The 26,597-nt window shown below is 62.9% G+C and carries 24 protein-coding genes; 14 read left to right on the forward strand and 10 right to left on the reverse strand.

The window, feature by feature from the left end:
- The first annotated feature begins 4 nt into the window (after window positions 1-4).
- The 5 genes from BIWAKO_RS22585 to BIWAKO_RS34460 all read left to right on the forward strand — a co-directional run bounded on the left by BIWAKO_RS22585 (window position 5) and on the right by BIWAKO_RS34460 (window position 6,255).
- Window positions 5-598 (forward strand): hypothetical protein, encoded by a 594-nt coding sequence (locus BIWAKO_RS22585; RefSeq protein WP_069880561.1) that lies wholly within the window; start codon window positions 5-7, stop codon window positions 596-598.
- A gap of 14 nt (window positions 599-612) precedes the next feature.
- Complete coding sequence (locus BIWAKO_RS22590; protein ID WP_069880562.1) at window positions 613-1,152, forward strand: hypothetical protein; 540 nt, start codon at window positions 613-615, stop codon at window positions 1,150-1,152.
- Between the two features lie 474 nt (window positions 1,153-1,626).
- Window positions 1,627-2,310, forward strand: a complete 684-nt coding sequence (locus tag BIWAKO_RS22595) for a vWA domain-containing protein (protein ID WP_069880563.1) — start codon at window positions 1,627-1,629, stop codon at window positions 2,308-2,310.
- Entirely contained in the window at window positions 2,307-3,140 is an 834-nt protein-coding gene (locus BIWAKO_RS37405; RefSeq protein WP_074471601.1) for a PP2C family serine/threonine-protein phosphatase, read from the forward strand. The genes BIWAKO_RS22595 and BIWAKO_RS37405 overlap by 4 nt, the downstream gene beginning before the upstream one ends.
- Window positions 3,141-3,162: 22 nt before the next feature.
- Window positions 3,163-6,255, forward strand: a complete 3,093-nt coding sequence (locus tag BIWAKO_RS34460; RefSeq protein ID WP_074471602.1) for a peptidoglycan-binding protein — start codon at window positions 3,163-3,165, stop codon at window positions 6,253-6,255.
- A 28-nt stretch (window positions 6,256-6,283) separates the two neighbouring features.
- On the opposite strand, the gene BIWAKO_RS22610 is transcribed toward BIWAKO_RS34460, so the two are convergent.
- Together BIWAKO_RS22610 and BIWAKO_RS22615 are read right to left on the reverse strand one after the other, a co-directional pair.
- A complete protein-coding gene (locus tag BIWAKO_RS22610) occupies window positions 6,284-6,511 on the reverse strand; it encodes a hypothetical protein (RefSeq protein ID WP_069880566.1) in 228 nt (75 codons plus the stop codon).
- A 284-nt stretch (window positions 6,512-6,795) separates the two neighbouring features.
- Window positions 6,796-7,341 carry a PAS and helix-turn-helix domain-containing protein gene (locus BIWAKO_RS22615; RefSeq protein WP_069880567.1) on the reverse strand — a complete coding sequence of 182 codons (546 nt, stop codon included), beginning with the start codon at window positions 7,339-7,341 and terminating at the stop codon, window positions 6,796-6,798.
- A 203-nt stretch (window positions 7,342-7,544) separates the two neighbouring features.
- Here BIWAKO_RS22615 and BIWAKO_RS22620 point away from each other — a divergent pair, with 203 nt between their 5' ends.
- The 7 genes from BIWAKO_RS22620 (at window position 7,545) to BIWAKO_RS22650 (ending at window position 14,362) form a co-directional block, all read left to right on the forward strand.
- On the forward strand, window positions 7,545-8,777 hold the full coding sequence (locus BIWAKO_RS22620; RefSeq protein ID WP_244523522.1) for a metal-dependent hydrolase family protein: 1,233 nt from the start codon (window positions 7,545-7,547) through the stop codon (window positions 8,775-8,777).
- Between the two features lie 42 nt (window positions 8,778-8,819).
- Window positions 8,820-10,037 (forward strand): ABC transporter substrate-binding protein, encoded by a 1,218-nt coding sequence (locus BIWAKO_RS22625; RefSeq protein WP_069880568.1) that lies wholly within the window; start codon window positions 8,820-8,822, stop codon window positions 10,035-10,037.
- A 69-nt stretch (window positions 10,038-10,106) separates the two neighbouring features.
- Window positions 10,107-10,985, forward strand: coding sequence for a branched-chain amino acid ABC transporter permease (locus BIWAKO_RS22630; RefSeq protein WP_069880569.1), 879 nt, complete (start codon window positions 10,107-10,109; stop codon window positions 10,983-10,985).
- A 1-nt stretch (window position 10,986) separates the two neighbouring features.
- Window positions 10,987-11,871, forward strand: coding sequence for a branched-chain amino acid ABC transporter permease (locus BIWAKO_RS22635; protein WP_069880570.1), 885 nt, complete (start codon window positions 10,987-10,989; stop codon window positions 11,869-11,871).
- Window positions 11,868-12,629 (forward strand): ABC transporter ATP-binding protein, encoded by a 762-nt coding sequence (locus BIWAKO_RS22640; RefSeq protein ID WP_069880571.1) that lies wholly within the window; start codon window positions 11,868-11,870, stop codon window positions 12,627-12,629. The genes BIWAKO_RS22635 and BIWAKO_RS22640 overlap by 4 nt, the downstream gene beginning before the upstream one ends.
- The gene (locus tag BIWAKO_RS22645; RefSeq protein WP_069880572.1) at window positions 12,626-13,327 is read left to right on the forward strand and encodes an ABC transporter ATP-binding protein; all 702 of its coding nucleotides are present in this window, start codon (window positions 12,626-12,628) and stop codon (window positions 13,325-13,327) included. The genes BIWAKO_RS22640 and BIWAKO_RS22645 overlap by 4 nt, the downstream gene beginning before the upstream one ends.
- Window positions 13,328-13,333: 6 nt before the next feature.
- Window positions 13,334-14,362: an alpha/beta fold hydrolase gene (locus BIWAKO_RS22650; protein ID WP_069880573.1), complete on the forward strand. Its 1,029-nt coding sequence runs from the start codon at window positions 13,334-13,336 to the stop codon at window positions 14,360-14,362.
- A 268-nt stretch (window positions 14,363-14,630) separates the two neighbouring features.
- On the opposite strand, the gene BIWAKO_RS22655 is transcribed toward BIWAKO_RS22650, so the two are convergent.
- The 6 genes from BIWAKO_RS22655 to BIWAKO_RS22680 all read right to left on the reverse strand — a co-directional run bounded on the left by BIWAKO_RS22655 (window position 14,631) and on the right by BIWAKO_RS22680 (window position 19,656).
- The gene (locus BIWAKO_RS22655) at window positions 14,631-15,359 is read right to left on the reverse strand and encodes an amino acid ABC transporter ATP-binding protein (RefSeq protein WP_069880574.1); all 729 of its coding nucleotides are present in this window, start codon (window positions 15,357-15,359) and stop codon (window positions 14,631-14,633) included.
- The gene (locus tag BIWAKO_RS22660) at window positions 15,356-16,015 is read right to left on the reverse strand and encodes an amino acid ABC transporter permease (RefSeq protein ID WP_201788641.1); all 660 of its coding nucleotides are present in this window, start codon (window positions 16,013-16,015) and stop codon (window positions 15,356-15,358) included. The genes BIWAKO_RS22655 and BIWAKO_RS22660 overlap by 4 nt, the downstream gene beginning before the upstream one ends.
- Window positions 16,012-16,734 (reverse strand): amino acid ABC transporter permease, encoded by a 723-nt coding sequence (locus tag BIWAKO_RS22665; protein ID WP_069880576.1) that lies wholly within the window; start codon window positions 16,732-16,734, stop codon window positions 16,012-16,014. Before BIWAKO_RS22665 ends, BIWAKO_RS22660 begins: the two co-directional genes overlap by 4 nt.
- Before the next feature lie 129 nt (window positions 16,735-16,863).
- Complete coding sequence (locus BIWAKO_RS22670) at window positions 16,864-17,739, reverse strand: amino acid ABC transporter substrate-binding protein (RefSeq protein WP_069880577.1); 876 nt, start codon at window positions 17,737-17,739, stop codon at window positions 16,864-16,866.
- A 17-nt stretch (window positions 17,740-17,756) separates the two neighbouring features.
- Complete coding sequence (locus tag BIWAKO_RS22675; protein WP_069880578.1) at window positions 17,757-18,929, reverse strand: aminotransferase class V-fold PLP-dependent enzyme; 1,173 nt, start codon at window positions 18,927-18,929, stop codon at window positions 17,757-17,759.
- Between the two features lies 1 nt (window position 18,930).
- On the reverse strand, window positions 18,931-19,656 hold the full coding sequence (locus BIWAKO_RS22680) for an aspartate/glutamate racemase family protein (protein WP_069880579.1): 726 nt from the start codon (window positions 19,654-19,656) through the stop codon (window positions 18,931-18,933).
- 109 nt (window positions 19,657-19,765) lie between these two features.
- On the opposite strand from BIWAKO_RS22680, the gene BIWAKO_RS22685 reads away from it, so the two are divergent.
- Window positions 19,766-21,118 (forward strand): aminotransferase-like domain-containing protein, encoded by a 1,353-nt coding sequence (locus BIWAKO_RS22685; protein ID WP_176733381.1) that lies wholly within the window; start codon window positions 19,766-19,768, stop codon window positions 21,116-21,118.
- A gap of 112 nt (window positions 21,119-21,230) precedes the next feature.
- Here BIWAKO_RS22685 and BIWAKO_RS36080 read toward each other — a convergent pair whose 3' ends face one another.
- Complete coding sequence (locus BIWAKO_RS36080; RefSeq protein WP_176733382.1) at window positions 21,231-21,395, reverse strand: hypothetical protein; 165 nt, start codon at window positions 21,393-21,395, stop codon at window positions 21,231-21,233.
- 283 nt (window positions 21,396-21,678) lie between these two features.
- A complete protein-coding gene (locus BIWAKO_RS22690; RefSeq protein ID WP_069882704.1) occupies window positions 21,679-25,404 on the reverse strand; it encodes a vitamin B12-dependent ribonucleotide reductase in 3,726 nt (1,241 codons plus the stop codon).
- 734 nt (window positions 25,405-26,138) lie between these two features.
- On the opposite strand from BIWAKO_RS22690, the gene BIWAKO_RS22695 reads away from it, so the two are divergent.
- Window positions 26,139-26,549: an NADH:ubiquinone oxidoreductase subunit NDUFA12 gene (locus tag BIWAKO_RS22695; RefSeq protein ID WP_069880581.1), complete on the forward strand. Its 411-nt coding sequence runs from the start codon at window positions 26,139-26,141 to the stop codon at window positions 26,547-26,549.
- The last annotated feature ends 48 nt before the right edge of the window (window positions 26,550-26,597 follow it).

Here is a 26,597-nt window from a genome sequence, read left to right on the forward strand (position 1 = left end):
CCAAATGACAAATCCCTACTGGCACGCATTCTATAAGCCGCACCTGACGGATAGGGGTGAGATTCGACGTCTGTGTTTCGATATTTCCAACATTATCACGGCCAGCCGATCGAAACAGGGATCCGGCGAGGAATATCCGGCAGGAGAGGAGCCCGTTCCTGGCCGCACCGAAAAGCTCTGCTTCGAAATCGCGGAAGGTGAACTCTCGCGCAAGCTGCTGCGCCTAGCACTGCTGATCAGGACATTTGACGACACGATGGTGCGCGACGATGCGGCCGGGGCATACACGGCTCATCGCAAGTCAGTGGACGATGAGAATGGCCCATATAGCGCCGTCTACAAGGGGAACGACAACCTCGCCGTCAGTCTGCGCGAGTGTAGCAACAAGATCATTCACGCTGAGGACGTGCGACCGACCTACGACACTGAGGACGACCGCGACGCTCCGCACGCCAGCTGGGGGATGACCGGTGCACTTGAGCTTGAAGGAAGTGTTTTCGGCAAGGCGTGGGACCTCTCGATCCAACTCGACGATTATCTCGACGGAGTGTTGCACCTCATCGAGTTCGATGATGGGCCGAATGCGTTGCCCGAATAGAACGGGAGATCTCGATGTCCCGTGATGCAAGCAGGCTTCACAACCTGCAGAACGAGGCCTTGGTGGCAACCGGCGCGGCTTTGTTGGCAGTGCAATCAGCGGAAAAGGTCATCAAACTCTGCATGCAGTGGGTGATCCAACGAGAAGGAGAGCCCTTAGATTACGAGAAAATCGTAACTCAAGAGAAGAATGAAACAAAGAAAACTATGGGGTATTTCCTTGCTAAACTTCGCTTGAGAGTAGACTTAAACCCTAAGTTCGATGAGTTATTACTTTCTTTCCTTGAAAGGCGGAACCGCCTAGCGCATGATATTCTGTCCGTTGATGGCATTGGATTCAATACAATTGAGAAACTGAGATCAACGATTGTTTGGATGAACACGCTCACTCGACAGGCCAACAGCATACAAGATGTCTTTCTGGGCCTGGCGAGGGCTTGGGCCAAGCAGGTCGGCTTCCCTTTCGACGATCTCGATCCGCCGATGATGAGCAAAATCGACGAGATATATGTTCCGCTGGTCGATGAATTGTTCTGGAAAAAAGGCAGCTCGTGACTGCAGCGCCAGGGCTCGAATCTACGAACGGCAGCAACCAAAGCCGTACCTACGATGATTCCTCTAAAGCCTGCTTTTGAGCAACTACGGGATGTCCGCGAGTGGCGCGACCCAGCCCATTCGGTCGCCTGGAGAAACGTCAGCAATCGACCCTGGCCGTGTAAAAACGTGCGAGTCAGGTAGTGCTTTCCCGCCGCGATGCGGAGGGATCGGATGGGTCGTTTCGTTGAAGGAGCCGACCGCTCGCAGCTGAGTTTCCTGCCCGAGTGCCTGGACGACTGGGTCGATGAAGACAATCCGCCTAGCGTACCGGCCAGGAAGGGGGGCAGCGAGCCCGGCGAGGTAGGCACCCAAGAATGCTCACGCGATAAATTCGCGGACTTCGGCTGTCATCTCCCTCGTTTTGAGGCATTGCGTCGGTGGCAAATTTGGGCATTTGTGTGGCTTATCTAAGCAGTGAGCGAGGCTAAGCCAATGAACGAAGGTGCGTTCGAACAAAAGCCGTTCGGCAATGCTGAATTTGCTGAGAACCCTGAGAATCGCTGCGCTGTTTTGCTGCTTTTGGACAATTCACAGTCGATGCGTGGAAAAGCGATCGATGAACTGAATGCCGGATTACAGGTTTTTCGCGATGAGCTTTTTGCGGACAGTCTCGCTGCTAAGCGCGTCGACGTCGGCATCGTTACGTTCGGCCCCGTCAAGGTCGAAACCGATTTCGTCGGAATCCAACACTTCTACGCGCCAACACTCGCCGTTGAGGGCGATACGCCCATGGGTTCGGCCATCGAACAAGGACTTGATCTGCTGCGTCGGCGGAAAGACGCGTACAAGGCAAACGGGATCTCGTATTATCGTCCTTGGGTTTTTCTGATCACCGACGGTGGCCCGACAGATTCAGTTTCTCGCGCTTCTCAGCTCGTTCGCGAGGGCGAGGCATCGAAGGCATTTATGTTTTATGCCGTCGGCGTCGAAGGCGCAAACTTCGACGCACTTAAGCAGATCAGTGTTCGCGAACCTCTAAAACTCCAAGGAATGCGGTTTCGCGACTTGTTTCAGTGGCTTTCCGCCTCCCTCTCCTCGGTATCGAAGTCACAGCCTGGTGACCAAGTGCCGCTCGCTAATCCGACAGCGCCAGGCGGCTGGGCTATTGCGGGATGAGAGGGTCTCGATCCTGGGGTTGGGTCGGCGCCTGCTCGATTGGAACCTCTCATCTGCGCACAGGCGCAGGGTGTGACGATGCCGCCGCCTGCCTCGAAATCGAGGTCGGAGATGCGGATCCGGCCCTAATCGCTGTTGTGTCCGACGGCGCTGGTAGCGCCAAGCTCTCGCGGCTTGGCTCGCACATCGTGACGACGGCGTTTTGCCGATCTGCCAAGGCTTTTCTCCTTAATGGCGGCCAAGCCGCGCTGATTGACGATGACGTTGCCGCAGAGTGGCTTGATGACATCCGGGACCGCGTCGATCAGCGAGCCCATCTTCTTCAAGAAAGTCCCAAGGCTTTTGCTGCCACGCTTGTCGGCGTCGTCGTGCAGCGCCACACCGCCAGTATCATCCATGTTGGAGATGGTGCCTGTGCACTTCGTCTCCGAGGTGACACTCAATGGCAGGTGCCGAGCTGGCCGGCTCAAGGAGAATACGCTTCGACAACATATTTCGTTACGGATGACCCTTATCCACGGGTGGCAGTTTCGACGGTGCCGGGAGCCGTTGAAGAGATCGCGCTATTCACGGATGGGCTGGAACGTTTAGCGCTGGATTTCACGATGGGAGGGGCATTTCCGCGCTTCTTCGAGACTATGTTCCCGGCACTTCGCAGAGCGGAGTCGTTTGGACGACAACGTGTCCTTTCGCGCGAGCTCAGGTCTTTTCTCGATGGATCTCTCGTCACTGAACGCACGGATGATGACAAGACTCTGATCATGGCCCGCCTCCGGTCAGCAGAAGCCCGGCTCAGCCCAATGATTTCTCCGCAGTCGTTAGCGTCTTAGCAGGCCGGGGCTCGGCTGTTTCATGGGCGACATCTATCGCACCTCGACGGGCCGGATCGTCCAACTTGGCGCTGTCCTCGGGCGCGGAGGCGAAGGCATCGTCAAAGCAGTGCAGGGTGACCAAAACCTTGCAGCGAAGATCTATCACGCGAACATTGCCGCCGAACGCCGCGACAAGGTACTCGCGATGGTCGACGCAGGTTGGCACAAGTCGGCAGGCTTTGTCGCCTATCCCATTGAAGCGCTTTTTGAGACCCGCTCAGGTACCTTTGCCGGGTTCACGATGCGCAAGGTTGGCGGCCACAAGGCAGTTCACCAGCTTTACTCCCCGACCGGACGCAAGACCGCTTTCCCGACAGCGACATATCCGCTGTTGATCCGAGCTGTTTCGAACGTCGCGCGCGCAATGGCGAGCGTCCATGCGACAGGCTGCGTTGTCGGCGACATTAATCACTCAAGTGTCCTCGTCGCCTCGGATGCGACTGTCACCTTCATCGACTCCGACTCGTTCCAAGTGAACCACGCCGGCCGCCAATATGCTTGTCAGGTCGGTGTCCCAGAGTTCACGCCGCCCGAGCTTCAGGGCCAACGTCTAGATCAAGTCGTCCGGACTGCGAACCACGACGCTTTTGGGCTCGCCGTGCTCGTTTTTTACACGTTGATTATGGGGCGTCACCCCTTTGCGGGCCGGTTCAAAGGTTCTGGCGATATGCCCATGGACCGCGCCATCCGCGAATTTCGCTTTGCCTATTCGTCCCGGAGCGCAGCGACCCAAATGGATCCGCCGCCGCATGTGCCGACTTTGAAGGACATGCCGCTTCCGATTGCCGAGGCTCTTGAACGGGCGTTTGGGCCGCCCGGCGCGATGCCCGCTGGCAGGCCTTCTGCCGAAGAATGGGTTCTATTACTCGATCGCGCCGAAGCGGAGCTCTCGCGCTGCAGCCAGAATAGCGCTCACCATTACTTCCGCTCGGGGCCTGGCTGCCCTTGGTGCCGGATGGAACAGGCCTATCCCGGCTTTTCAGCCTTTGTGCCAATCCTGCCGCCGGCACTTGGCACACCGGGCAGTACCGTCAATCTCGGCCAACTCATCGCGGCAATGAGGGGAATTCCTGATCCCGGAGCACCACCGGACTTGTCCTCCTTGATGCCGCAGAACTTGGCGCCTGCGGCGAGCCAGAGTGTCTTAGATGCTCGTCAAGCCCGCATGACGCGTTGGGGCGTGGGAGGCGCTGGCGCCGCTCTCGGAATCACGCTCTTGCTGGGCGTGGGCGGGGGAGCAACATTCTTTGGGTGGGTCGCGCTCGTAGGAGGCGCTGCTCTGGCTTTGAACGCGCCTTCAGCGGTGGCCAATCTCCAGATCTCCGAGCAGCGTGCCCGTACGGCTTGGAAAGACTTGGAAGAGCGCTTCCGCCGAGCTGCGGGCAACGAAAATTTCGGGCGTGTTCGCCGGGATGGCGAGGCGCTTGTCCAACTGCTCCAAGCGTTACCGGGCGAAGAAGCTCGGCGCCTTGCCGAACTAGACGCCAAACGGCGCGATTGTCAGATGCGGCGCCATCTTGAGCGATTTGCAATTGATCGCGTCAAGATCAAGGGAATCGGCAACGCCCGAAAGCTCACACTCAAATCGTATGGCATAGAATCGGCCGCTGACGTCTCCCTGCATCGCATCGAGGGCATTCACGGGTTCGGCCCCTCCATCGCTCAAGCTCTGTTGGGCTGGAGGCGGTCCGTTGAAGCGAAGTTTGTCTTCGATCCGCGTCAACCTATCGATCCAAAGGACATTGCTGCCGTCAGAGTCGATATAGCAAAGCGTCGCTCTGACGCTGAAGGGCGACTGCGTCAAACGATACCTTTGCTGCAAAAAGCTGAAACGGACGCGAGATCGCTGCGTACGAACCCAGGTCCAGAAGCTGCGCAGGCCTGGGCGGCTTTGAAGCAATCGGAGGCTGACTCCAAGGCCCTGAATGCTACTGCGACGGATTTTGCGCGTTTTGGCGGGGCTGGCCTGGTTGCCCTAGTTTTGCTGGTCATGGGCTCGCAATTCGCACGCAAGCCATCGACGGTGAGTGTCTCGGCTCCAGCCCCCTCGATCGCCGTGCCCAGTGCGCCAACGAGAACAGCAGCGAGTGCCCCAATATCGCCCCCCGCAAGTACGGCGTCCGCAGCCCCGACAAACGCCAGTGTGATTGTTGCTCCCGCGCCTATCGAGGTATCAGCTCGCGCCCCCAGCTTGAACGTGCCAACGCTGCCGCCACCAATCGAGGTAAAGTCCGTTCCTGCTGGGGGAGAGGACGCTTCGCTATCGCAATTCACTCAGGTACCTGCGGGCGTCCGACCGCTCAATCTATTAGACCGCACCGATAGCGCGCGCATTCAGCAACGTTTGGCAGCATTGGGTTATCTGAATGGAACGGCGGACGGGATCTGGGGGCCGCGTTCGCGCACAGCGCTTAAGGAGTTCCGACGCACAAGCGGTCTCGGTCTCGATGACCGATGGGATATCGCTACGCAATTGGCCTTGTTGTCCGAGGGGGCGCTGCGCGCAGGATCAGCAGCTGTTCCGATCAACCTCAGCGCGGCTGTCGAGGCATCATATACCCCGCCAGAAGGAGCGATGCGAAATCCGCTGAACCGGGTGGACGCGCTCTGGGCCCAAGCACGGATGAGAGACCTGGGCTTTTACGCGATCGATGGTGAGGGCGTTTGGGGGCCCGCCTCCAGGGATGCTCTGCGCGACTTCAAGGCGATGAACGGGTTGCCCGCCGATGACGTCTGGGATGCAACGACCGAACAAGCGCTGGGTGGTATAGCCGCGGTACGCGCCGCGCAGACGTTTGTCGGAGGTTTTGCGGCTTCTGCATCGGAATGCTCAACGGGCACGGCGGGGCAACCACCTATAAATATCGGCAGCCGCCGCGCTGAGGCGTTCGGCGGAGTATGCAATTTCGATGACGTACAGCGAGATGGCGCCAACTCGTCCGTTTGGCGGGCACGTGGCCAATGTACAGCTGATGGGAAAACTTGGCGGGCAACCGTCCGGCTGGCCGTTCAGGCAAATACGGTCGTATGGACTAGTGAGCGAGGCTCGGCGACATACTACCGTTGTCGTTAGATCCGCTTGGCAACGACGTCGTTCATAGTCACTCTGCCACGAACCGGCTGACGACCACGAGCAGCACGTAGAGCCAAAGACAGACCGAGATTGCATAGGTGATGAAGGGGGATCGCGCGATCCGTGTCGTCTGGGCGACGCCCTGTATGCCGCGGGCTGGGTTCATGTAAATGAGCCATTGGATGATAAGGGCCGGCACCAGCAGAACCTTCCAGAGCCGGTCGATGCGAACCCGCGGAATATTATCGCGCGCCATGAATCTCCCCGAGTCTGAAGTTGCGATCGATCGGTGGCACGCAATCGCGCAGAATTCTCATGATATTGGACCTCAAAGCAGGAGGATACTCTTTTCCGGACCGGCCACGTTTCCACGTTTAGCGACTTCAGCTTTCGCAAAGCTGCCAAGACGCTGGTGATCCGGAGGGACCAGAGCCGACTGAAAGCCCCTGTACCGAATGTCCGCTTGCGGGCAATACTCCAATGTCCGCAACTGGCGCACTGTCGAAGTGGATGTAATCGCGATCCACCGGTGCAAGCCACTTATATGGCAAGCACCTTGAGCAGATCGACGGTACTTGATACGCGAAATTTCTTCAAAAGATTCGCTCGGTGGATGTGGACGGTCCGGTGGCTGATCTGTAGCGTCCGCGCGATGTCCTTGCTGCTGCAGCCTTCGTAGAGCAGCTTCGCGACTTCTCGTTCGCGCGAAGTGAGGCGATGGCTGGACGAAACCCCGGGCGCCGCCGCGACGCTCAGATCCACGAACGTCCAGATTACGCGATCGTAGGGCTGGCTCCGGTCGAGCGTCGCCCCGTTGACACGGCACCAGAAATTCTCGCCGTCGCAGCGCTTCATCAGCCAGTCGTCTGAATAGAAGCCCTGCTCGGCGAGGATGGGAGCGATCCGCCGGCCTCGCAGCTCGAACTCCTCGACCGACGAGTAGAATGCGGCGAATGACTGCCCCTTGATCTCGTCCGGCGTGCCGCGCCACATCTCGCAAAACAGCGCGTTACATTCGACGATGACACGCTTGTAGAGGACTGCGCAGGACACCGGCAGTCGAACGAACAGTTCCTCGTAGTTCATCTTTCCTCCCCGGCAGAGACCAACCGCATTCCTGGGGAATGCCGGTTGCCTAGGTAAGCACGGTGACTGGACAGCCCCGTCATCGCCAACCTTAATCAGTCACCATACCTATTTGCCTAGGTCACCCTCATCGCACAAGAACCTTTTCCGGTTCACGAGAATGCGCTGCGGAGCCGGGCCCGCGTTAAATCTGTGAGGATCGGTTGAGCCGCCAGCACCTGACCAATCTCCGCGTGCTCGATGTCCGTATGGGGCAGCTGAGATCCGATATCTGCGTGTCGATCCAGGGGGAGCGCATCGTCGAGATCAGTGACCGCGCGCCCAGCGACGGCGATGGCGAAACCATCGACCTGGGCGGTCGCGTGCTGATGCCGGGCATGATCGACTGCCACGCCCACGTCACCGCCGTGCAGCTAAATCTCGCCCCGACGCGTCAGCTCCCGGTCTCGCTGGTCACGGCCGGAGCCTCGCGCATCATGCGCGACATGCTCATGCGTGGCTTCACGACGGTGCGTGATGCGGGCGGGGCCGATCGTGGGCTCAAGCTCGCCGTCGAGCAGGGCTTGTTCGTCGGCCCCCGCCTGTTCATCTGCGGCCGGGCGATCAGCCAGACGGGTGGTCATGGTGACTTCCGTCCCCAGATCGACCAGCCGGACCCCGGCTCGTTCGACCATCTCTTCAACGGCATCGGCCGCATCGCCGATGGCGTGCCGGAGGTCCGACGCGCCGCGCGCGACGAGATCAGGCTCGGCGCGGACCACATCAAGATTATGGCCTCGGGCGGCGTCGCCTCGATGGCCGACCCGATCGACTTCCTGCAATATTCGGAAGAGGAGTTGGAGGCCTTTGTCGACGAGGCCCGTCGTGCCCGCACCTATGTGATGGCGCACACCTACACGGCCGATGCGATAGCGCGCTGCGTCCGGGCCGGCGTGCGCAGCATCGAGCACGCCAATCTGATCGACGAGGAGACGGCCGCGCTGATGGCCGAGCGCGGCGCCTTCATGGTGCCGACGTTAGTGACCTATGAGGCGCTAGCGCGGGAAGGTCGCGCGCTCGGCTTCTCCGAGGTCGGGTTGGAGAAACTCGCGAAGGTGCTCGATGTCGGCACACGGTCGCTGGAGATCGCGAAGGCGGCCGGCGTGAAGATGGCCTACGGCACCGACCTGCTCGGCGATCTGCATCGCTACCAGTCGGATGAATTCCGGATCCGCGGCGCCGTACTGAGCGCCGCAGAGGTGATCCGAAGTGCCACCGAGACGGCCGCCGAACTCATCGGAATGGCCGGCCAGCTCGGCGTCGTCGCGCCCGGAGCCTACGCCGACCTACTCGTCGTCGATGGCAACCCGCTGGACGATCTCGGCCTGCTGCAGGGCCAGGGAGAGCATCTGCGCGCCATCGTCCAGGGCGGCCGCTTCGTCAAGAACGAGCTTTAGCCGACACGTCTCGCATCGCGATAAACAGGGGAGATCACGGATATGACTTCGATCAACAGACGGCGAATGGGCCTCGCGGCGATCGGCTTCGGCACGCTGCTGCTGGCCGGAACTACCTCGGCCTTCAGCCAGGAGGCATACCGTCTCGGCGCGCTCAACCCGATCACGGGCGCCGGCAACACATATGGCTCCGGGATGCAGAAGAGCATCATCGCCGCGGCGGCCGAGGTCAACGCGGCGGGCGGAGCGGCCGGGCGCAAGCTCGAGGTCTTCGCCGAGGATGACCAGACCTCGCCCGAGCCCGCGGTGCTTGCGGCCAAGAAGCTGATCGAGGTCAACAAGGTCAATGCGATCCTCGGCACCTGGTCGTCGAGCGTCTCGCTCGCAATCCAGCCGCTCACGAAGTCGTCGAACACGATCTTCATGCACACCTCGTCGGCGCCGCAGCTGTTCTCGCAGAACGAGCGCCTGCTGGGCTGGGGCTATCAGTCGGGCAGCAAGTACAACGGCCAGGCCATGGCCGCTGCCGTCGCCAAGGAAGGCTTCAAGAAGCCGGTCATCATGGCGTTCAACAACGATGCCGCCACCGGCAATGTCGGCTTCTTCCGGACGTTCTGGGAGGCTTCCGGCGGCAAAGTGCTCGCCTCGGTGGTCTATGAGCCGCGCCGCACGAGCTATCGTTCGGAACTGCAGAAGGCACTCGCCTCCAATCCCGACGTCGTGGTGCTCTCGGGCTATCTGCCGGACACCAGCATCATCCTTCGCGAGGCCTATGAGCTCGGCGCGACCGCGAAGTTCCTGATCCCGGGCTGGGCCGCCGGCCCACAGCTGATCTCGGCGCTCGGTCCGGAGGTGTCGGAGGGCGTGCTCGTCTACGAGTCTGTTCCCGACATCGAGGGCGCCGCCTTCAAGCGTTACAGCGAGGAGTACAAGAAGGCGCTGGGTTCCACCGGCGAGGACAATGTCTTCGCGGCGCAGTCGTACGACATGGTGATCACACTCGCTCTGGCGATCGAGAAAGCCGGCGCCGCCGCCGACAACCTCGCCATCGCCAAGGCGGTCCGCGAGGTCGCTAATCCGAACGGCCAGAAGGTGGGCAGCTTCGCCGAGGGCCAGAAGGCGCTGAAGGCCGGCCAAAAGATCAACTACGAAGGCGCGTCGGGCCGCCTCGACTTCGACGAGGAAGGTAACGCGGTCGCCGATTTCGCGGTGTTCACGATCGACAAGGGTAAGTACGCCAAGCGCTACGTCCTGAAGTGACATAACGCTGAAGTGAGACAAGCCGGGTCGGGGCGTCCAGTACGCCCGGCCCGGATTTTGGAAAGCTCGATGTCCAACCTCGCCGATTATCTCAACCTCGTCGTGTCCGGCGCCGTGCAGGGCATGATCATCGCGCTTGCCGCGCTGGCTATCTCCCTGTCCTTCGCTGTGGCGCGCTTTCCGAACGCCGCGACCGGCGACATCATGACGCTCGGCGCCTATACGGCGGTGATCGTGCAGGCTGCGGCGACCGGCTCGTTGCTCGCCGGCAGCATCGCCGCGATGCTCGTGACGGTCGCTCTGAGCGTGGCTTCCTACTTGCTGGTGTTCCGGAAGCTCGCGGACCGGCCTCTGGTCACCTCGCTCATCGCCTCCATCGGCATTGCCTTCTTCCTGCGCAGCACGCTGACCCTGTTCCTCGGCTTCGATCAGTACGTCTTCAGGGTGCCGATCATGCGCGGCATCAACTTCTCCGGCGTGCGCATCCTGCCGATCGATCTTTGGCTGGCAAGCATTTCCGCGACCGTCCTGGCCGGGGTCTTTGCGCTGCTCTTCCTGACGCCGCTGGGCCGGCGCATGCGCGCCGTCGCCGCCGACAGCAACCTCGCGCGCGCAAGCGGCATCCGCTCCGGCCAGGTGATGATAACGCTCTGGGCGATCGTCGGGCTGCTCAGCGCCATCGCCGGGATCATGGTCGGCATCAAAACGGTGGTGACGCCGGAATTGGGCTGGGACCTGCTGCTGCCGGCCTTCGCTGCGGCGATCCTCGGCGGCATTGGCAGCCCGGTCGGCGCCGTCCTCGCCGCGATCGGCCTCGGCATTGTGCAAGAGCTGTCGACGCCACTCGTCGGCTTCACCTACAAGATCGCACTCTCCTTTGTGGCGCTGATCGCAGTCCTCATCATCAGGCCGCAGGGCCTGTTCGGCCAGGCGGAGCGGGTGCGCTGAGATGATGTCCTATCTGATCGCCATCGGCATCATGACCAGCATCTACGGTCTTCTGACGCTCGGGCTGAACCTGCATTACGGCTACACGGGTATGATCAATTTCGGTCATGTCGCCTTCTTCGCGGTCGGCGCCTATACCTCGGCGCTATTCGCTGTCGCAGGCTATCCGATCACGCTCGGTGTCGTCGCCGGCACCGTCGCCGCGGCCGTCATGGCCTATCCGCTTGGCATCCTCTGCCTCAGGTTGAGAGCGGACTATCTCGCCATCGTCACGCTGAGCTTCTCGGAGATTGTCCGCCTCGTCATCATCAGCGAGGAATGGCTGACCAACGGCACACGCGGGCTGGCAGGGATTCCGCGGCCCTTCGCCGGCCTCGGTTACGGCAAGGCCGACCTCGCCTATCTCGCGCTGGTCGTAACAGGTCTCCTCGTTGCTGTGCTGGCGATCCGCAAGCTCACCGGCAGCCCCTTCGGCCGGCTTATCCGCGCCGTCCGCGACGACGAGGATGCGGTGCGCTCAGTCGGCAAGGACCCGGCCAGCATGAAGGTCAAGGTGCTGATGCTGGGCGGCGGCCTCGCCGGCCTCGCCGGCGCCTTCTACGCCCATTACGTCACCTATATCTCGCCGGACCAGTTCCTGCCGATCATCACCTTCTATGTCTGGATCGCGATGATCATGGGCGGTGCCGGCACGCTTTCGGGCGCGATCGCCGGCTCGGCCATCCTGCTGGTCTTCCTCGAGGGTTCGCGCTTCCTGCGCGACATCGTGCCGATTGTCACTGAGGTGCAGATGGCGAGCCTGCGCCTCGCCGTGATCGGCCTCGCGCTGATCCTGTTCATGCTCTACCGCCCCCAGGGGCTCATTGCCGATCGCAGCCGCACATGACGCTCACCCTCAAAAACGTCAGCAAGCGGCTGGGCGGGCTCGACGTCGTCAACGCGATGTCGTTTTCCGTGCGGTTAGACAGCCTCAACGGCATCATCGGCCCTAATGGCGCGGGCAAGAGCACGCTTTTCGCCGTGATCAGCGGCTTCCAGGAGGCTAATGCCGGGGAGATCACCTTCGCCGGAACCGCGCTCGGCGGGCTCAGCGCCGAAAAGCGCGCCCAGTTCGGTCTGGCGCGAACCTTCCAGGTCCCCCGACCGTTCTCGCACCTCACCGTCAGGGAAAACCTCGCCGTCGGCGCCCAGGACCAAGTCGGCGAAGGTGTCTTCGCGCCCTTCTTCCGCGGCGCCGCGGTGCGCGAGCAGGAACGCGCGATCTTCGAACGCGTCGATGGCGTAATCGAATTCCTGAAGCTCGGCGCCGTGGCGTCGCAGCCTGCCGGCCGGCTTTCAGGGGGCCAGCGCAAGCTGCTCGAACTCGGGCGCGCGCTGATGATGGAGCCGAAGTTCATCCTGCTCGACGAGCCTTTCGCGGGCGTAAACCCGGTGCTGATCGACGAGATCTCCGAGCGCATCGCCGAGGCAAATGCCCGCGGCGTCGGCTTCCTCATCGTCGAGCACAACCTGTCATCGCTGGCGCGGCTCGTGCAACGCATGCTGGTCATGGACCGCGGCCGGCTGCTAGCCGACGGCAAGCCGGACGAAGTCCTCGAGGACAGGATGGTCCAGGAAGCCTATATGGGCGGAGTCGTGCCATGAGGCTTTTGACCGTCGAGGACGTATCGGCCGGCTATGGCGAGGTCGACATCGTCAAGCAGATGAACCTGACGGTGGATGCCGGGGAAATCGTGACGATCGCGGGAACCAACGGCGCCGGCAAGTCGACGCTGGTCAAGGCGATCATGGGGCTGGCGCCGCGCTGCAACGGCGTGATCCGCTTCGGCGAGCATGATCTCCTCGCCATGAAGGCCGAGGACAGGATCAAATGCGGCATCAGCTACGTTCCGCAGGTGGCCAACGTCTTTGGGCCGCTGACGGTCACCGAGAACCTGCAGGTCGTCGAGCATGTAAAGGACCGTGGCGCACGAATCCGCGAGATGTTCGATCTGTTCCCTGCGCTCGCTGAGCGTCGGCGCGCCCAGGCCGGTTCGCTCTCTGGCGGCGAGCGCCAGCAGCTCGCCTTCGCCCGTGCGCTGATGCCGCGCCCGAAGATGATCCTGCTGGACGAGCCGACCGCGGCGCTCTCTCACGCGCTGGTAGAGCAGGTGCTGGGCCTGATCCGTGGGCTACCCGGGCTCGGGATCGCGGCGCTCGTCGTCGAGCAGCGAGCGCGCCAGAGCCTCGAGATCAGTGACCGAGGCTATATCCTCGATAGCGGCCGGATCGTGCTCACCGGCGCCGCCAAGGCGCTGCTCGCCGACGAACAGATGGCGCGCTATTATCTCGGCCGGGCCTAACGGCCGATGCGACATGTGCAGGCTCCTGCGGGAGCGGATTACAGGCTCGCCGCGCTCGGAGAGCTGCCGCTTCTTGGCGGCGGCGTCCTTGAAAACGCGCAACTCGCATACAAGGTCTTCGGCGAGCTGGATTCTGGCCGACCGGCGATCGTCTATCCGACCTCGTTCGGAACGCATCACAGCGATCTCGAATGGCTGGTTGGCCCCGAGCAGGCGCTCGACCCGCAGCGCTATACGATCGTTATGATCAACCTGTTCGGCAGCGGCCTGTCTTCCTCGCCGAGCAATCACGCGCAAGGGCCCGCCTCCTTTCCGCATGCGACCATGCAGGACAATGTCAACGCCCAGCATCGGCTGCTGACCGAGATCCTCGGCATCCGCCGGATAGCGCTCGCCGTCGGCTTCTCGATGGGTGCGCAGGCTGCCTATCACTGGGGAGCGCTGTTTCCAGACATGGTCGAGCGCATCGCGCCGATCTGCGGATCGGCGCGGACGTCCCCGCACAATTTCGTCTTCCTCGAGGGCGTCAAGGCGGCGCTAACCGGCGATCCCGCCTGGCGAGGCGACATATTCACCGAGTGCCCGACAGTTGGCTTCCGCTCGATGGGCCGAGTCTATGCCGGCTGGGCGTTCTCGCAAGCCTTCTATCGCGAGGAGACCTACCGGACACTCGGATACGCCTCCTTGGAGGATTTTCTGGTCCGCGATTGGGATGAGCGTTTCAGCCGACGCGACGGCAACGATCTCGTCGCAATGATCCGCACCTGGCAACAGGCCGACATCAGCACGGGCCCGACTTTCAGGGGTAATCTGAACGAAGCTCTAAAGGCGATCTCGGCTCGCGCACTCGTCATGCCGAGTGCCTCGGATCTATATTTTCCCGTCGAAGACAGCCGCGCCGAAGTTGAAGCGATGCGCAGCGCGACGCTACTGCCGATCCCCACGAAATGGGGGCACAGGGTGAACGTGCCCGGGCAGAATCCGAAGGACGCGGCATTCATCGACGCCGCGCTGCGCAAGTTCCTCAGCGATTGAAGACGCCGCGAGATCTCAAGGTCGCGTTAGAAGGGGCCATGAGATCAGCGGGATGACCTGCACCCACAGACCGGTGGCGACGAGCCCCTCAGCGCGCCGAGCAGACAGAACGCGGCATATCGGGGCCCGCGTCCGTGCCCTGCGAGAAGCGCAGGATCGTGGCTAGTCGCCCGCTCTTGGGTCCGGATCGCGAGCCATGCTTGAACCGGTCCCTCCGGTCGCAGCGAAGACAGTCCGAGCCCAAAGCCGCACATTAGGTTCGGAGCCCTCAATGATGCAGGATTTTCGATAGAAAACGCGCCGCCCGCTCGCTAGCGGGGTTGTCGAAGAAGGCGGCTGTGTTGGCGTCTTCGACAATTGCCCCCGCATCCATGAACAGCACGCGGTCAGCGACGCGGCGGGCGAAGCCCATCTCGTGCGTGACGACGATCATCGTCATGCCCTCCTTGGCGAGCTCGGTCATGACGTCGAGCACCTCGTTGATCATCTCGGGGTCAAGGGCCGACGTCGGCTCGTCGAAGAGCATTGCGATCGGATCAAGCGCCAGTGCGCGGGCGATGGCGACGCGCTGCTGTTGGCCGCCGGAGAGCGTGGCCGGGAAGCGGTCGGCTTGGGTCTTGAGGCCGACGCGGTCGAGCAACTCGAGCGCGCGGGTGCGGGCAGTGTCCTCGCTGCGCTTCAAGACATGGCGTTGGGCGAGGCAGATGTTCTCGGTCACGCTCATATGAGGGTAGAGCTCGAAGGACTGGAAGACCATGCCGATGCGGGAGCGCAGCCTCGGCAGGTTAGTCTTGGGATCGCCGACCGAGGTACCGTCGACTGCGATCACACCCTTCTGGAAGGGCTCCAGCCCGTTGACGCATTTGACAAGCGTGCTCTTGCCGGAGCCCGAAGGGCCGCAGACCACGACGACCTCCCCCTTCTCGATCTTGGTTGAGCAATCGTCGAGAACCTGGGTCGCCCCGTACCACTTGCTGACATGTTCCAGGGTGATCACCGGGCAATCCTTCGTTCCAGCAGGCCGACAGCCTGCGAGGCGGTCCAGCAAATGATGAAAAAGACGACGGCGACGAGGATGTACATCTCGGTCAGCCGGTTATCGCGGCCGCCTATAAGGTCGGCCGCGGTGAGGAAGTCGCGCAGGCCGATGACGTAGACCAGCGAGGTGCTCTTGAAGACATTGATCGATTGCATCAGCAGCACCGGAGTCATCGCCCGGACGGCCTGGGGCAGCACGACGAGCCGCATGCACTGCGCCTGGGTCAGACCGCTGGCGAGCCCGGCCATGACCTGACCGCGGCGGACGCCCTCGATGCCGGAGCGGATAATCTCGCAGAAATAGGCGCCCTCGAACAGAATGAAGCCGATCACCGCCGAGTAGAAGCCGCCGACGGGGTGGCCGACCGCGAGCGGCACCAGGAAGTAGAACCAGAAGATCAGCAGCACGAGCGGTAGCGAGCGCAGCAGGTCGACATAGGCGCCGGCGATGAAGCGGAGTAGGCGCGAGCGTGATAGGCGCATCACCGCGAGGACCACGCCGAGCGCGAGGCCGCCGATGATGCCGAGCGCGGTCAGCAGCAGCGTGACCTGCATCCCTTCCCAAAGCAGCGGCAACGCGTTGTAAATGACCTTGAAATCGAAGGAGCCCATCAACGCGCTCCCGTCCCGAGCGTGCCGGGCAGGCGGGCCCGCTCCTCGACGCGCCGCATGATGAATGCGATGAGGAAGCTGATCGAGGCGTAAATCAGGCTGGCGGCCGCGAAGGCCTCGATCGACTGATAGGTGTAGTCGGCGACGGCGCGGGTGCGGGCGGTGAGTTCGAGTACGCCGATGGTGAGCGCCAGCGAAGAGTTCTTGAAGACGTTGAGGAATTCGTTGGTCAGCGCCGGGATCGTCAGCCGGAACGCGAGGGGCAGCAGGATCAGGCGGTAGACTTGGGTCAGCGTCAGCCCGGTGGCGAGGCCGGCGCTGGCCTGGCCGCGGCCGGCGGCGCCGATGCCGGCGCGGACCTGCTCGGCGACACGGCAGGCGGTGTAGAGACCGAGGCTGATCACTGCCATGGTGAGTTCGGGGTGGGGCAGATCGCGCTTCAGCCAGCGGCCCCAATCGCGCGGCAGCAGTTCCGGCAGTACGAAATAGAACAGGAATATCTGGATCAGCAGCGGGACGTTGCGGAAGACCTCGACATAAGTGGCGCCGATGGCGCGGGCGACCGGCGAGGGCAGGGTGCGCATGGTGCCGATCACCGAGCCGAGCGCGAGCCCAATGATCCAGGCGGCGAGCGAGACAAACACGGTCCAGCCAAGCCCGGTCAGGATCCAGCCGACATAGGGATCGGCGAACAGCACCGACCAGTTCCAGTTATAGCGCATGCGCGTCGTTTCGGGCCGTTGGCGCGCCTTCGGAGGTCAATGCGCCCCAATGGCGGGAGGAGAGGGCTTTCAGCGGGTGAGGCGGCTAAGCGCTTTCCGGTATGGGCCCGGAAAGCGCTTCAGAGCAGATCAATCCGGATAGTTCTGCATCGACATCAGCAGCTTCAGATCGGGACTGAGCGGCTGGCCGATGGTCGACATCCATTTGGTGTAGATCTGCTCCCATTCACCGGTGCGGTAGAGGTTCGCGAGCACCTTGTTGCCGAGCGAGCGGAAGGCGGAATCGTCGCGGCGGATGACGATCGCATAGGGGTCGAAGGAGAGCAGGCGGCCGACGACGGCGTAGTCGGCCGGGTTCTTCGACTTGGCGATGAGGCCGTATTCGACGACTTCATCGGTCATGTGCGCGTCGGTGCGGTCGGTCTCCAGAGCGATCCAGCCTTGCGGCTGGTCCTTGGTCGAGAGCACCTTGATGCCGAGGTTGAGCTTTTGGTTGAGCTCATTCAGCACCTTCTCGTTAGTCGTGCCTTGGTTAGCCGAGACGACCTTGCCCTTGAGGTCCTCGATCTCCTTGATGCCGCTGTTCTTCTTCACCAGCAGGCGGTTGCCGGTAACGAACATGGTGTTGAGGAAGTCGATCTGCTGCTGGCGCGAGAAGGTGTTGGTCGTCGTGGCACATACGAGGTCGACCGTGCCGTTGACGAGCAACGGCGTGCGGGTCTGCCCGTTCACGGCCTGGTACTTGACCGTGAGGCTGTCCATCTTCAGCTCTGCCTTTACCGCGTCGGCGATCTTGTTGCAGATGTCGATGGAGTAGCCCTGCGGTTTGCCGTCGGCGCCGAAATAGGCGAAGGGCGGCGAATCCTCGTTATGGCCGATGATAATCGTGCCGCTGTCCTTGATCTTCTTCAGCGTGCCGTAGAGCGCCTGGGCGGAGGCGCTTCCGGTGATGAGGGCAAAAACTGCGCCAATTATGGCGCTGCCAACGGCGGTCTTCTTTAGCATTTCACTCCCCTATTCGTTCAAATCGTTTTGACGAGCTTGCGGCAGATCTCGGCGAGCATCTCGTAGTCGCCGATCTCGTTGTAGGCATGGGCGGAGACGCGCACCCAGATGCCGCTCGGATGCGCGTGGAGCGGCGCATCGGTGGCAAATTCATCAAGGAGGCGGCCGCGCAGCGCGGTAGCGCGGTCCTTGGTGTAGGGGCCAGTTTCGATCGGCAGCCGAACCATGGCCATGGCCGCGTCATGCCCGGCATTGCCATAGGTGCTGCCGAGATGCTCGGCGAGCAGTTCGCCGGCTTGGCGGGCGAGGCCGATGTTGCGCTGACGCAGCGCCTTACCGCCGAGCCGCGCGTGGAAGGCGAGCGCCTCCTCGATGGCGAGCTGGGCGCTGGCGTCACGCGTGCCGGTCCAGTCGAACTCGGAGAGATAGCCGCCCTGAAAGCCGTGCGAGATCGTGGTCGGGTGCAGGCCGGCCTGTCGGTCGCCGCGAGTCCAGAGGAACGCGCAGCCCTTCGGGGCGGCGAGCCATTTATGGCAGTTGCCGACATAGTAGTCGGCATCGATTGAGCTGAGGTCGACCTCCACCTGGCCGGGTCCATGGGCGCCGTCGACCAGGAGGGGCACGCCGGTCTCGCGGCACGCGTGGGCGAGCTCGGCGACGGGCAGGACGAGCGCGCTCGGCGAGGTGACGTGGTCGATGATCGCGATGCGCGTCCGCGTCGTCAGGCCTGCGATGAAGCGGGCGGCGAAGCCCATTGGGTTGGCTTCGGGAAACGGCAGTTCCGCCACGACGACGCGAGCGCCGCTGCGCTCGGCGATGTAGCGGGCGGTGTTGGCGACGGCGCCATAGGCCTGGCCGTGTAGCAGGATCTCGTCGCCGGGCTTGAGATCGAGCGAGCGCAAGACGGCGTTGCAGCCGGTTGTGGCGTTGTCGACGAAGCTGATGTCCTCGCCTTTGGCATTGAGGAAGGCAGCCAAGGCGTTGGCGCTCGCCCGCAGCGCCTTGGGCAGGATGGCACGCATGAAGAAGCTCGGCTGCTCCTCCATCTTGTCGCGCCAGGCGGTCTGCGCCGCAAGCACGACCTTGGGGGTCGCGCCGAAGGCGCCGTGATTGACGGTCAACTTTGACCAGTCGAGCGGCCATTCGTGACGAATGGCCCGGCCGAGCGCGATGGGGGAGGTGCTGTGCATGTCAGGCGGTTCGCGTCAGAGCGGCGGCCGGATGGCCTGCAACAGCAAGCTCTACGGCGGCCGCAGCATGGAGTGCTGTCGTGTCGAACACAGGCAGATCGCTATCGGCCTGCGAAAGCAGCAGGTCGAGCTCGGTGCAGCCGAGGATGACGCCGTCTGCGCCGCGCCGGCGCGCCGCGGCGATGATGTCAAGGCAGCGCGCCTTCGAGCCGGGCTCGACCACGCCCTGGCACAGCTCGCGATAGATGATGTCGTGGACGGCGCGCTCTTCCTCCGGCTCGGGCCTGACAAGGTCGAGCCCGTGCCGTTCCAGCATGCGGCCGCGATAGAACGGCTCTTCCATGGTGAAGCGCGTCGCCAGGAGCAACGGGCGGCGGCTCGGCGTGAGCTTGATCGCGGCGGCCGCGATGTCGGCGATGTGCACGATCGGGATCGAGATCGCGGCGGCGACCTGGTCGGCGAGCTTGTGCATGGTGTTGGTACAGATCAGCAGCATGTCGGCGCCAGAACGCTCAAGGGCGCTGGCGCCTTCGATCATGATCCCCAGGAGCGCCTGCCAGTCGCCGGCCGCCTGCTTGGCAGCGACGTCCTGGAACTCGGCAGACCAGAGCACGACCTTGGCCGAATGCAGCCCGCCGAGCCGGGCGCGCACGCCCTCGTTGATAAGCTTGTAGTAGACGGCCGAGCTTTCCCAGCTCATGCCTCCGAGCAGTCCGATCGTCTGCATGTCCCCTGCCTTATCGCTAGGAGACGATGCAATGACGCTGGTTAGCCCGGCAAGTTGATTGTATGGCAGACAATCCCACTTGGAACGAATGCGCCAGGCCGAAGCGAACATGTGGATTCCCGAACTCGACCCGAGCCGCCCGGTCTATCGCGCCATCGCGGAAGCCATCGCGCAGGATATGGTGCGCGGCCGACTCGCCACCGGTGACAAGCTGCCGCCGCAGCGCGATCTTGCCCGGGCACTGGGGCTCAACCTGTCGAGCGTGACCAAGGCCTATAAGCTCGCCTTCGAGCTTGGGTTGGTCAATGGCGAGATCGGGCGCGGCACCTACGTGCGGGCCGGCGACGCATCGCGCATCCCCTGGCCTTCGGGCGAAAACCAGATCAGCATCGACTTTGCCTCGAACTTTCCGATGCCACTCGATCCATCCGAGGACGTCGTCCAGCTCTGCCAGGACATGGCGCGCTACGATGTCGGCGAGCGGCTGTTCGAATACGTGGCGCGCGGCGCTGCCAATGACGACATCTCGCCGGCGGCGCTCTGGCTCGAGGGGCTCGGCGTGCCCACGCGGCTCGACGGCATCCTGCTGACCTCGGGCGCGATCAACGGCGTCTTCGCTTGCCTGCTGGCGTTGGCCAAGGCGGGCGAGACCGTGCTCTGTGAGGAGCTAACCTCGCCTGGCCTCGTTAGCTGCGCGCGGATGATGGGCCTGAAGCTCGTCGGCGTGCCGATGGACCGCGATGGCATGAAGATTGATGCATTCGAGCGGATCGCTACGGAGACTGGCGCGCGCGTCGCAGTGCTCAACCCGACACTGAACAACCCGACGCTTACCGATCTCTCGCCTGACCGCCGTGAGCGGCTCGCGGCCTTCGCCCTGCGCTCGGGCATCATGATCGTCGAAGACGAAGTCTACGCCCCACTGCTCGGCACGCCGCCCAAGCCCCTGGCGGCGCTGGCGCCCGACGCTGTTTGCTATGTTACAAGCTTCTCCAAGGCGGTGTTGCCTGGCCTGCGCATCGGATACATCTCGGCGCCGCCACTGATCGCGGAACGGCTACGCAACGCCATCCGGGTCAGTACCTGGATGCCGTCGCCGATGCTGGCGCGCTTGGCCTCACGCTGGGTCAGGGACGACACGGCGACACGGCTGATCGCTAAGCGCCGCGCAGCCGGCCGGGAGCGGATCGATCTGGCGCGGCGGGTGTTGCGCCGGCACGCACTGGCCTCGCGCGATGACGGCCTACATGTCTGGCTCAGCCTGCCGCAGCCTTGGCGCGGCGACGAGTTCGCGACCTATGCCAGAGCGCGCGGTCTGACGGTGATGCCATCGCAGGATCTTGCTGCGAACTCGACGAGCAGCATTCAGGCTCTTCGCTTGAGCCTAGGTGCCGAGCCCAGCCTCGAACGTCTCGAACAAGGGCTGTCGCGGATCGACCTTATCCTGCGCGGGCGGGAATGAGACGGGGCCCGACGACTGCCATCACGACGTCTCTCTAGGCTGAATCCCGAAGCAGCGGGCCTGTCTCCTTATGTTGCAGGCGAGCCGATCCTGCCACTCTGGCATTCCACCGTCAGTAATCAGCGGGTTCGCTGGCTTTGTCGCTGATGCCGTTAGGGTGCCCGATAACGGACATTGCCAGTGTCCGGAAAGGGGTCAGCTCCGGAAGCTCTGGTTCCCAGAAATGAACGTGCTCATCGATATCTCGCTCGGCCATCAAGAGCGGTAGATAGGTCATCGCAACTGTCGGAGTACCGGTCGCGAATCCGATAGACGCGGCGCGGGGGACACCAGGCAATCAACAATAGTCCGACAGGAGGCTACTCGCTTTTCGAAGCGAGGTTTGCCGAAGTGGGGCCCGTGCTGAGGGCGGACTGGATTGTCAGCTGATAGGAAAACCGAGCTTCTCGGCCTATTTGGAAACGAAATGACGCCCGGCAGGGCCGGGCGCCAATTGCGGAACTTTTCCTACAATCGCGGCAATACTATGCCTCGTTTTTCAGGGAGCCGCACTCAGCACGCTATGAGCAGCCAGTCGTCGAGCCGCAGGTGTTGCACTTCAGGCAGGTGCCGTTGCGGACCAGCGTGAAGTTGCCGCACTCGCCGCAGGAATCGCCGACATAGCCCTTCATGATCGCTTCGGCGCGACGCTCCGAGGCTGTCGGCTGGCCGGCGGGAGCGGCGAAGCCGAGCTTGGCCAGTTCTGCTTCGCCCACGGCCTCGTCTTCGGCGTCCGGCTTCAGCGCGGTCGCGCCTGCCGTGGCGAAGGAGGTGACGTTGCTGCCGCGGGCGACGGCCTCGTGGACGATTCCGCCCTGGATGGCGAGCAGGTTGATCGGCTTGCCACGGCGGAAGCCGGTCGAGGCCAGCGGGGTCGAGGTGATGGGACCCACCGCGTCCGGCGCCTTGTCCTGGCCGACGCCACCACCGATCACGTCATGGCCGATCTCGCTCGGGTCGACGTGGGCGAGGTCGTTGCGCGAGAGATAGCTGATCGCCAGCTCGCGGAAGACGTAGTCGAGGATCGAGGTGGCGTTCTTGATCGACTGGTTGCCCTGCACGAAGCCCGAGGGCTCGAAGCGCGTGAAGGTGAAGGCCTCGACATATTCTTCCAGCGGCACGCCGTATTGCAGGCCGAGCGAGACCGCGATCGCAAAGTTGTTCATCATCGCCCGGAAGGCAGCGCCCTCCTTGTGCATGTCGATGAAGATCTCGCCGAGGCGTCCGTCCGAGTATTCGCCGGTGTGCAGGTAGACCTTGTGCCCGCCGACGACGGCCTTCTGGATATAGCCGGTGCGACGGTCCGGCATCTTCTCGCGTTCGCGCTTGCGTTCGATCCGTTCGACGATGCGCTCGACGATCTTCTCGGCGACATGGGTGGCGCGTGCCGCCATCGGCTGCTGGTGCAGTGACTCGACCGCGTCGTCGACGTCGTCATCCTCGTCCGAGATCAACGCCGAGTTCAGCGGCTGCGACAGCTTCGAGCCGTCGCGGTAGAGGGCGTTCGCCTTCAGGGCCAGCTTCCACGAGAGCAGATAGGCGCTCTTGCAATCCTCGACGGTGGCGTCGTTCGGCATGTTGATGGTCTTCGAGATCGCGCCCGAGATGAAGGGCTGCGCCGCCGCCATCATGCGGATGTGGCTCTCAACCGAGAGATAGCGCTTGCCGATGCGTCCGCAGGGATTGGCGCAGTCGAAGACGTTGTAATGCTCGAGCTTGAGGTGCGGCGCGCCTTCCAGCGTCATCGCTCCGCAGACATGGACATTGGCGGCCTCGATCTCGGCCTTCGAGAAGCCAAGGAAGGGCAGGAGCTCGAACGACATGTCGTTCAACTTCTCGGCCGGGACCTTGAGCTCATTGACGAGGAAGTCCTCGCCCAGTGTCCACTTGTTGAAGACGAACTTGATGTCGAAAGCGGCCTTCAGGTCCTTCTCGACGGCGTCGATCTTGGCCTGCGGGAAGCCCTTGGCCCGGAGCGAGCCATGGTTGATGCCAGGGGCCTGGGCAAGCGAGCCATGGCCGACGGCATAGGCCTCGATCTCGGCGATCTCGGCCTCGCGATAGCCGAGCGAGCGCAGCGCGTCGGGAACGGCGCGGTTGATGATCTTGAAGTAGCCGCCGCCAGCGAGCTTCTTGAACTTCACCAGCGCGAAATCGGGCTCGATGCCGGTGGTGTCGCAGTCCATGACGAGGCCGATCGTGCCGGTCGGCGCGATCACCGTCGTCTGGGCGTTGCGGTAGCCATACATCTTGCCGAGCGAGAGGGCCTCATCCCAGACGGCGCGGGCGCGTTCCGACATGGTGGCACTGGAGCCGCCGAGACGGGCGAGCGTGCCATGGTCGAGCGGCACGGGCGTGACTTGCAGGCCTTCATAGCCCGAGGCCTGCCCATGAGCGGCGGTGCGGTGGTTGCGAATGACGCGCAGCATGTGGCTGGCGTTCTTCTTGTATCCGGGGAAGGGGCCAAGCTCGCCCGCCATTTCGGCCGAGGTCGCATAGGAGACGCCGGTCATGATCGCGGTGAGGGCGCCGGCAAGCGCGCGGCCTTCCTCGGAATCATAGCCGAGGCCCATGGTCATCAGCAGGCCGCCGATATTGGCATAGCCGAGGCCGAGCGTGCGGAACTCATAGGACAGCTCGGCGATCTCGCGGCTCGGGAACTGCGCCATCGTCACCGAGATCTCGAGCACGACGGTCCAGAGCCGGCAGAGATGCTCATAGGCGGCGACGTCGAAGCTCTTGGTCTCGCGGTCGTAGAACTGCAGCAGGTTGGCGGAGGCCAGATTGCAGGCGGTATCGTCGAGGAACATGTACTCCGAGCACGGGTTCGAGGCGCGGATGCGTCCCGAGGCCGGACAGGTGTGCCAGTCGTTCATCGTGGTGTTGAAGTGCAGGCCAGGATCGGCGCTCGCCCACGCGGCATAGCCGATCTTCTCCCAGAGATCGCGAGCCTTCAGCGTCTTCAGGACCTTGCCCGTGGTGCGGGCCGTGAGGTTCCAGTCCGCATCGGATTCCACCGCGCGCAGAAAGTCGTCGGTCAGCGAGACCGAGTTGTTCGAGTTCTGGCCGGAGACAGTGAGATAGGCTTCCGAATCCCAGTCGGTGTCGTAGATGTCGAACTGGATGTCGGTGTAGCCCTGGCGGGCGAACTGGATGACGCGCTTGATATAGTTGTCCGGCACCATCGCCTTGCGGGCGAGCTTGACCTCGCGCTTCAGGGCCGGGTTCTTCTCGGGGTCGAAGCAGGAATCGCCGTCGCCTTCGCAATTCACGCAGGCCTTCATCACGGCCTTCATGTGCTTCTGGACGATCTTCGAGCCGGTAACGAGCGCAGCGACCTTCTGCTCCTCGCGGACCTTCCAGTCGATATATGTCTCGATATCGGGGTGGTCGACATCGACCACGACCATCTTGGCGGCGCGGCGCGTCGTTCCACCCGACTTGATGGCGCCGGCGGCGCGATCACCGATCTTGAGGAAGGACATCAGCCCGGATGAGCGGCCACCGCCGGCGAGCTTCTCGCCTTCGCCGCGCAGCATCGAGAAGTTCGAGCCGGTGCCGGAGCCGTATTTGAACAGGCGCGCCTCGCGCACCCAGAGGTCCATGATGCCGCCTTCGTTGACGAGATCGTCGGCGACGCCCTGGATGAAGCAGGCATGCGGCTGCGGATGCTCGTAGCTCGACTTCGACTTCACCAGCTTGCCGGTCTTGAAGTCGACGTAGAAATGGCCCTGGCCGGGTCCATCGATGCCATAGGCCCAGTGCAGGCCGGTATTGAACCATTGCGGCGAGTTCGGCGCGACACGCTGGGTGGCGAGCATGAAGCGCAGCTCGTCATGAAAGGCCGCGGCATCCTCTTCCGAGGAGAAATAGCCGCCCTTCCAGCCCCAATAGGTCCAGCAGCCGGCGAGGCGGTCAAAGACCTGCTTGGAGGAAATCTCGGAGACGAAGCGCTCGCTCTCGGGGAACTCGGCAAGCTTGGCCTCGTCGGGAACCGAGCGCCAGAGGAAGGAGGGAACGTCGTTCTCCTCGACACGCTTCAGCGCCGCCGGCACGCCTGCCTTGCGGAAGTATTTCTGCGCGAGCACATCGCTCGCCACCTGGGACCAGGCCTCGGGAACCTCGATGCCTTCGAGACGGAAGACGATCGAGCCGTCAGGGTTGCGGATCTCGCTGACAGCCGAACGGAAGGGAATCGCGGCGTAGGGCGACTGTCCGGTGGTGGTGTAGCGGCGCTCGATGCGCATGATCTTGGTCCCCAATGCATGCCGCGGGCGAAAATGCCCCGCGCGGCCGGTTGATCACCGGCTCCTGATGTCAGCCCAACTCGGTTTGATGCCCCTGGATTCCGCGGCGGTGTTTCCCGCCGTCGGTACTCCGGACGCTACCAGACAGACCGCACGCCACCGTTCGCCGCTGCCAGGGATGGCATGCCACGCGGTGATCACCTCGACCCGTCCGGGAACTCTCTTGCGGGTGTCGAAGGCGTCTCCGCCAGCCGTCACGCGACTGACAAAAACTAGTCCCGACTGGGGTGGTTCGTCAAGGATTAGTGCGCCGCAAACCCTGTGGACACGACATCTTGTATGTATCTGTGTGTTCTGGGGATAAGTTTCAAGCTGCCAGCTAAGCACCCGGAATCACGGGCGGAATCGGTACGCCTGAGCGAAGGGTGGACGATCTCGCGGGTGGCGGAAAGCATAAAATTCGCGGCAGTCATGGTTGACCATAGGTGAATGGGCCAGCCGCGCCTGACCATCGCAAGCGCCATCTACACAGCCTGCCCCAAGTGCCTGTAGACAGGTGATCTTCGCGTTTCGAACCGTGCCCGGGGCGTGTTTGCAAGGTGGCCGAATCATGGCGGCGAGCATTCCGAGAACGCGCGGTTTCGACGAATCTGCCGTGAATCCTCCTGCGGGCTGGACAGGGCGGGATGCTCTCGCCATAAGTCGCGCGACGCGGACCACGGCGGACGAGAGCCATGAAGCAAACGCTGCTGCAGATATTTACCTGGTGGAACGGCCAGACCATAGGCACGCGCTTTCACACCTGGCGCTTCGGCGAGAAGGTTGGCCAGGACGAATTCGGCAATACCTATTACCGCACCAAGGGTGGGGTGAAGGACAAGGCGTTGGGCCTGCAGCGGCGCTGGGTGGTCTATAACGGTCTGGCTGAAGCTTCGACCATTCCGGCCGGCTGGAATGGCTGGCTGCATCACACCGTCGATATCGCTCCCTCAGAGGAGAGCTATCAGCCGCGCGAGTGGCAGAAGCCGCATCAGCAGAACTGGACGGGAACGGCACTGGCCTATCGTCCTCAGGGCTCGACCCTGGCTGAAGGCGAGCGCCCGCCCGCAACGGGCGATTACGAGGCCTGGACGCCCGGGCGCTGAAGCCTGCACGATCTGTTAGAAAAGGGCCGCCGGCGAATGATCGCCGGC

Source organism: Bosea sp. BIWAKO-01 (assembly GCF_001748145.1).
Taxonomy (GTDB): Bacteria; Pseudomonadota; Alphaproteobacteria; order Rhizobiales; family Beijerinckiaceae; genus Allobosea.

Coding starts and splice junctions, on each gene's coding strand:
- BIWAKO_RS22585 (WP_069880561.1), top strand. CDS start 5: ATGACAAATCCCTACTGGCACGCATTCTATAAGCCGCACCTGACGGAT.
- BIWAKO_RS22590 (WP_069880562.1), top strand. CDS start 613: ATGTCCCGTGATGCAAGCAGGCTTCACAACCTGCAGAACGAGGCCTTG.
- BIWAKO_RS22595 (WP_069880563.1), top strand. CDS start 1,627: ATGAACGAAGGTGCGTTCGAACAAAAGCCGTTCGGCAATGCTGAATTT.
- BIWAKO_RS37405 (WP_074471601.1), top strand. CDS start 2,307: ATGAGAGGGTCTCGATCCTGGGGTTGGGTCGGCGCCTGCTCGATTGGA.
- BIWAKO_RS34460 (WP_074471602.1), top strand. CDS start 3,163: ATGGGCGACATCTATCGCACCTCGACGGGCCGGATCGTCCAACTTGGC.
- BIWAKO_RS22610 (WP_069880566.1), bottom strand. CDS start 6,511: ATGGCGCGCGATAATATTCCGCGGGTTCGCATCGACCGGCTCTGGAAG.
- BIWAKO_RS22615 (WP_069880567.1), bottom strand. CDS start 7,341: ATGAACTACGAGGAACTGTTCGTTCGACTGCCGGTGTCCTGCGCAGTC.
- BIWAKO_RS22625 (WP_069880568.1), top strand. CDS start 8,820: ATGACTTCGATCAACAGACGGCGAATGGGCCTCGCGGCGATCGGCTTC.
- BIWAKO_RS22630 (WP_069880569.1), top strand. CDS start 10,107: ATGTCCAACCTCGCCGATTATCTCAACCTCGTCGTGTCCGGCGCCGTG.
- BIWAKO_RS22635 (WP_069880570.1), top strand. CDS start 10,987: ATGATGTCCTATCTGATCGCCATCGGCATCATGACCAGCATCTACGGT.
- BIWAKO_RS22640 (WP_069880571.1), top strand. CDS start 11,868: ATGACGCTCACCCTCAAAAACGTCAGCAAGCGGCTGGGCGGGCTCGAC.
- BIWAKO_RS22645 (WP_069880572.1), top strand. CDS start 12,626: ATGAGGCTTTTGACCGTCGAGGACGTATCGGCCGGCTATGGCGAGGTC.
- BIWAKO_RS22650 (WP_069880573.1), top strand. CDS start 13,334: ATGCGACATGTGCAGGCTCCTGCGGGAGCGGATTACAGGCTCGCCGCG.
- BIWAKO_RS22665 (WP_069880576.1), bottom strand. CDS start 16,734: ATGCGCTATAACTGGAACTGGTCGGTGCTGTTCGCCGATCCCTATGTC.
- BIWAKO_RS22670 (WP_069880577.1), bottom strand. CDS start 17,739: ATGCTAAAGAAGACCGCCGTTGGCAGCGCCATAATTGGCGCAGTTTTT.
- BIWAKO_RS22675 (WP_069880578.1), bottom strand. CDS start 18,929: ATGCACAGCACCTCCCCCATCGCGCTCGGCCGGGCCATTCGTCACGAA.
- BIWAKO_RS22680 (WP_069880579.1), bottom strand. CDS start 19,656: ATGCAGACGATCGGACTGCTCGGAGGCATGAGCTGGGAAAGCTCGGCC.
- BIWAKO_RS22685 (WP_176733381.1), top strand. CDS start 19,766: ATGTGGATTCCCGAACTCGACCCGAGCCGCCCGGTCTATCGCGCCATC.
- BIWAKO_RS36080 (WP_176733382.1), bottom strand. CDS start 21,395: ATGACCTATCTACCGCTCTTGATGGCCGAGCGAGATATCGATGAGCAC.
- BIWAKO_RS22690 (WP_069882704.1), bottom strand. CDS start 25,404: ATGCGCATCGAGCGCCGCTACACCACCACCGGACAGTCGCCCTACGCC.
- BIWAKO_RS22695 (WP_069880581.1), top strand. CDS start 26,139: ATGAAGCAAACGCTGCTGCAGATATTTACCTGGTGGAACGGCCAGACC.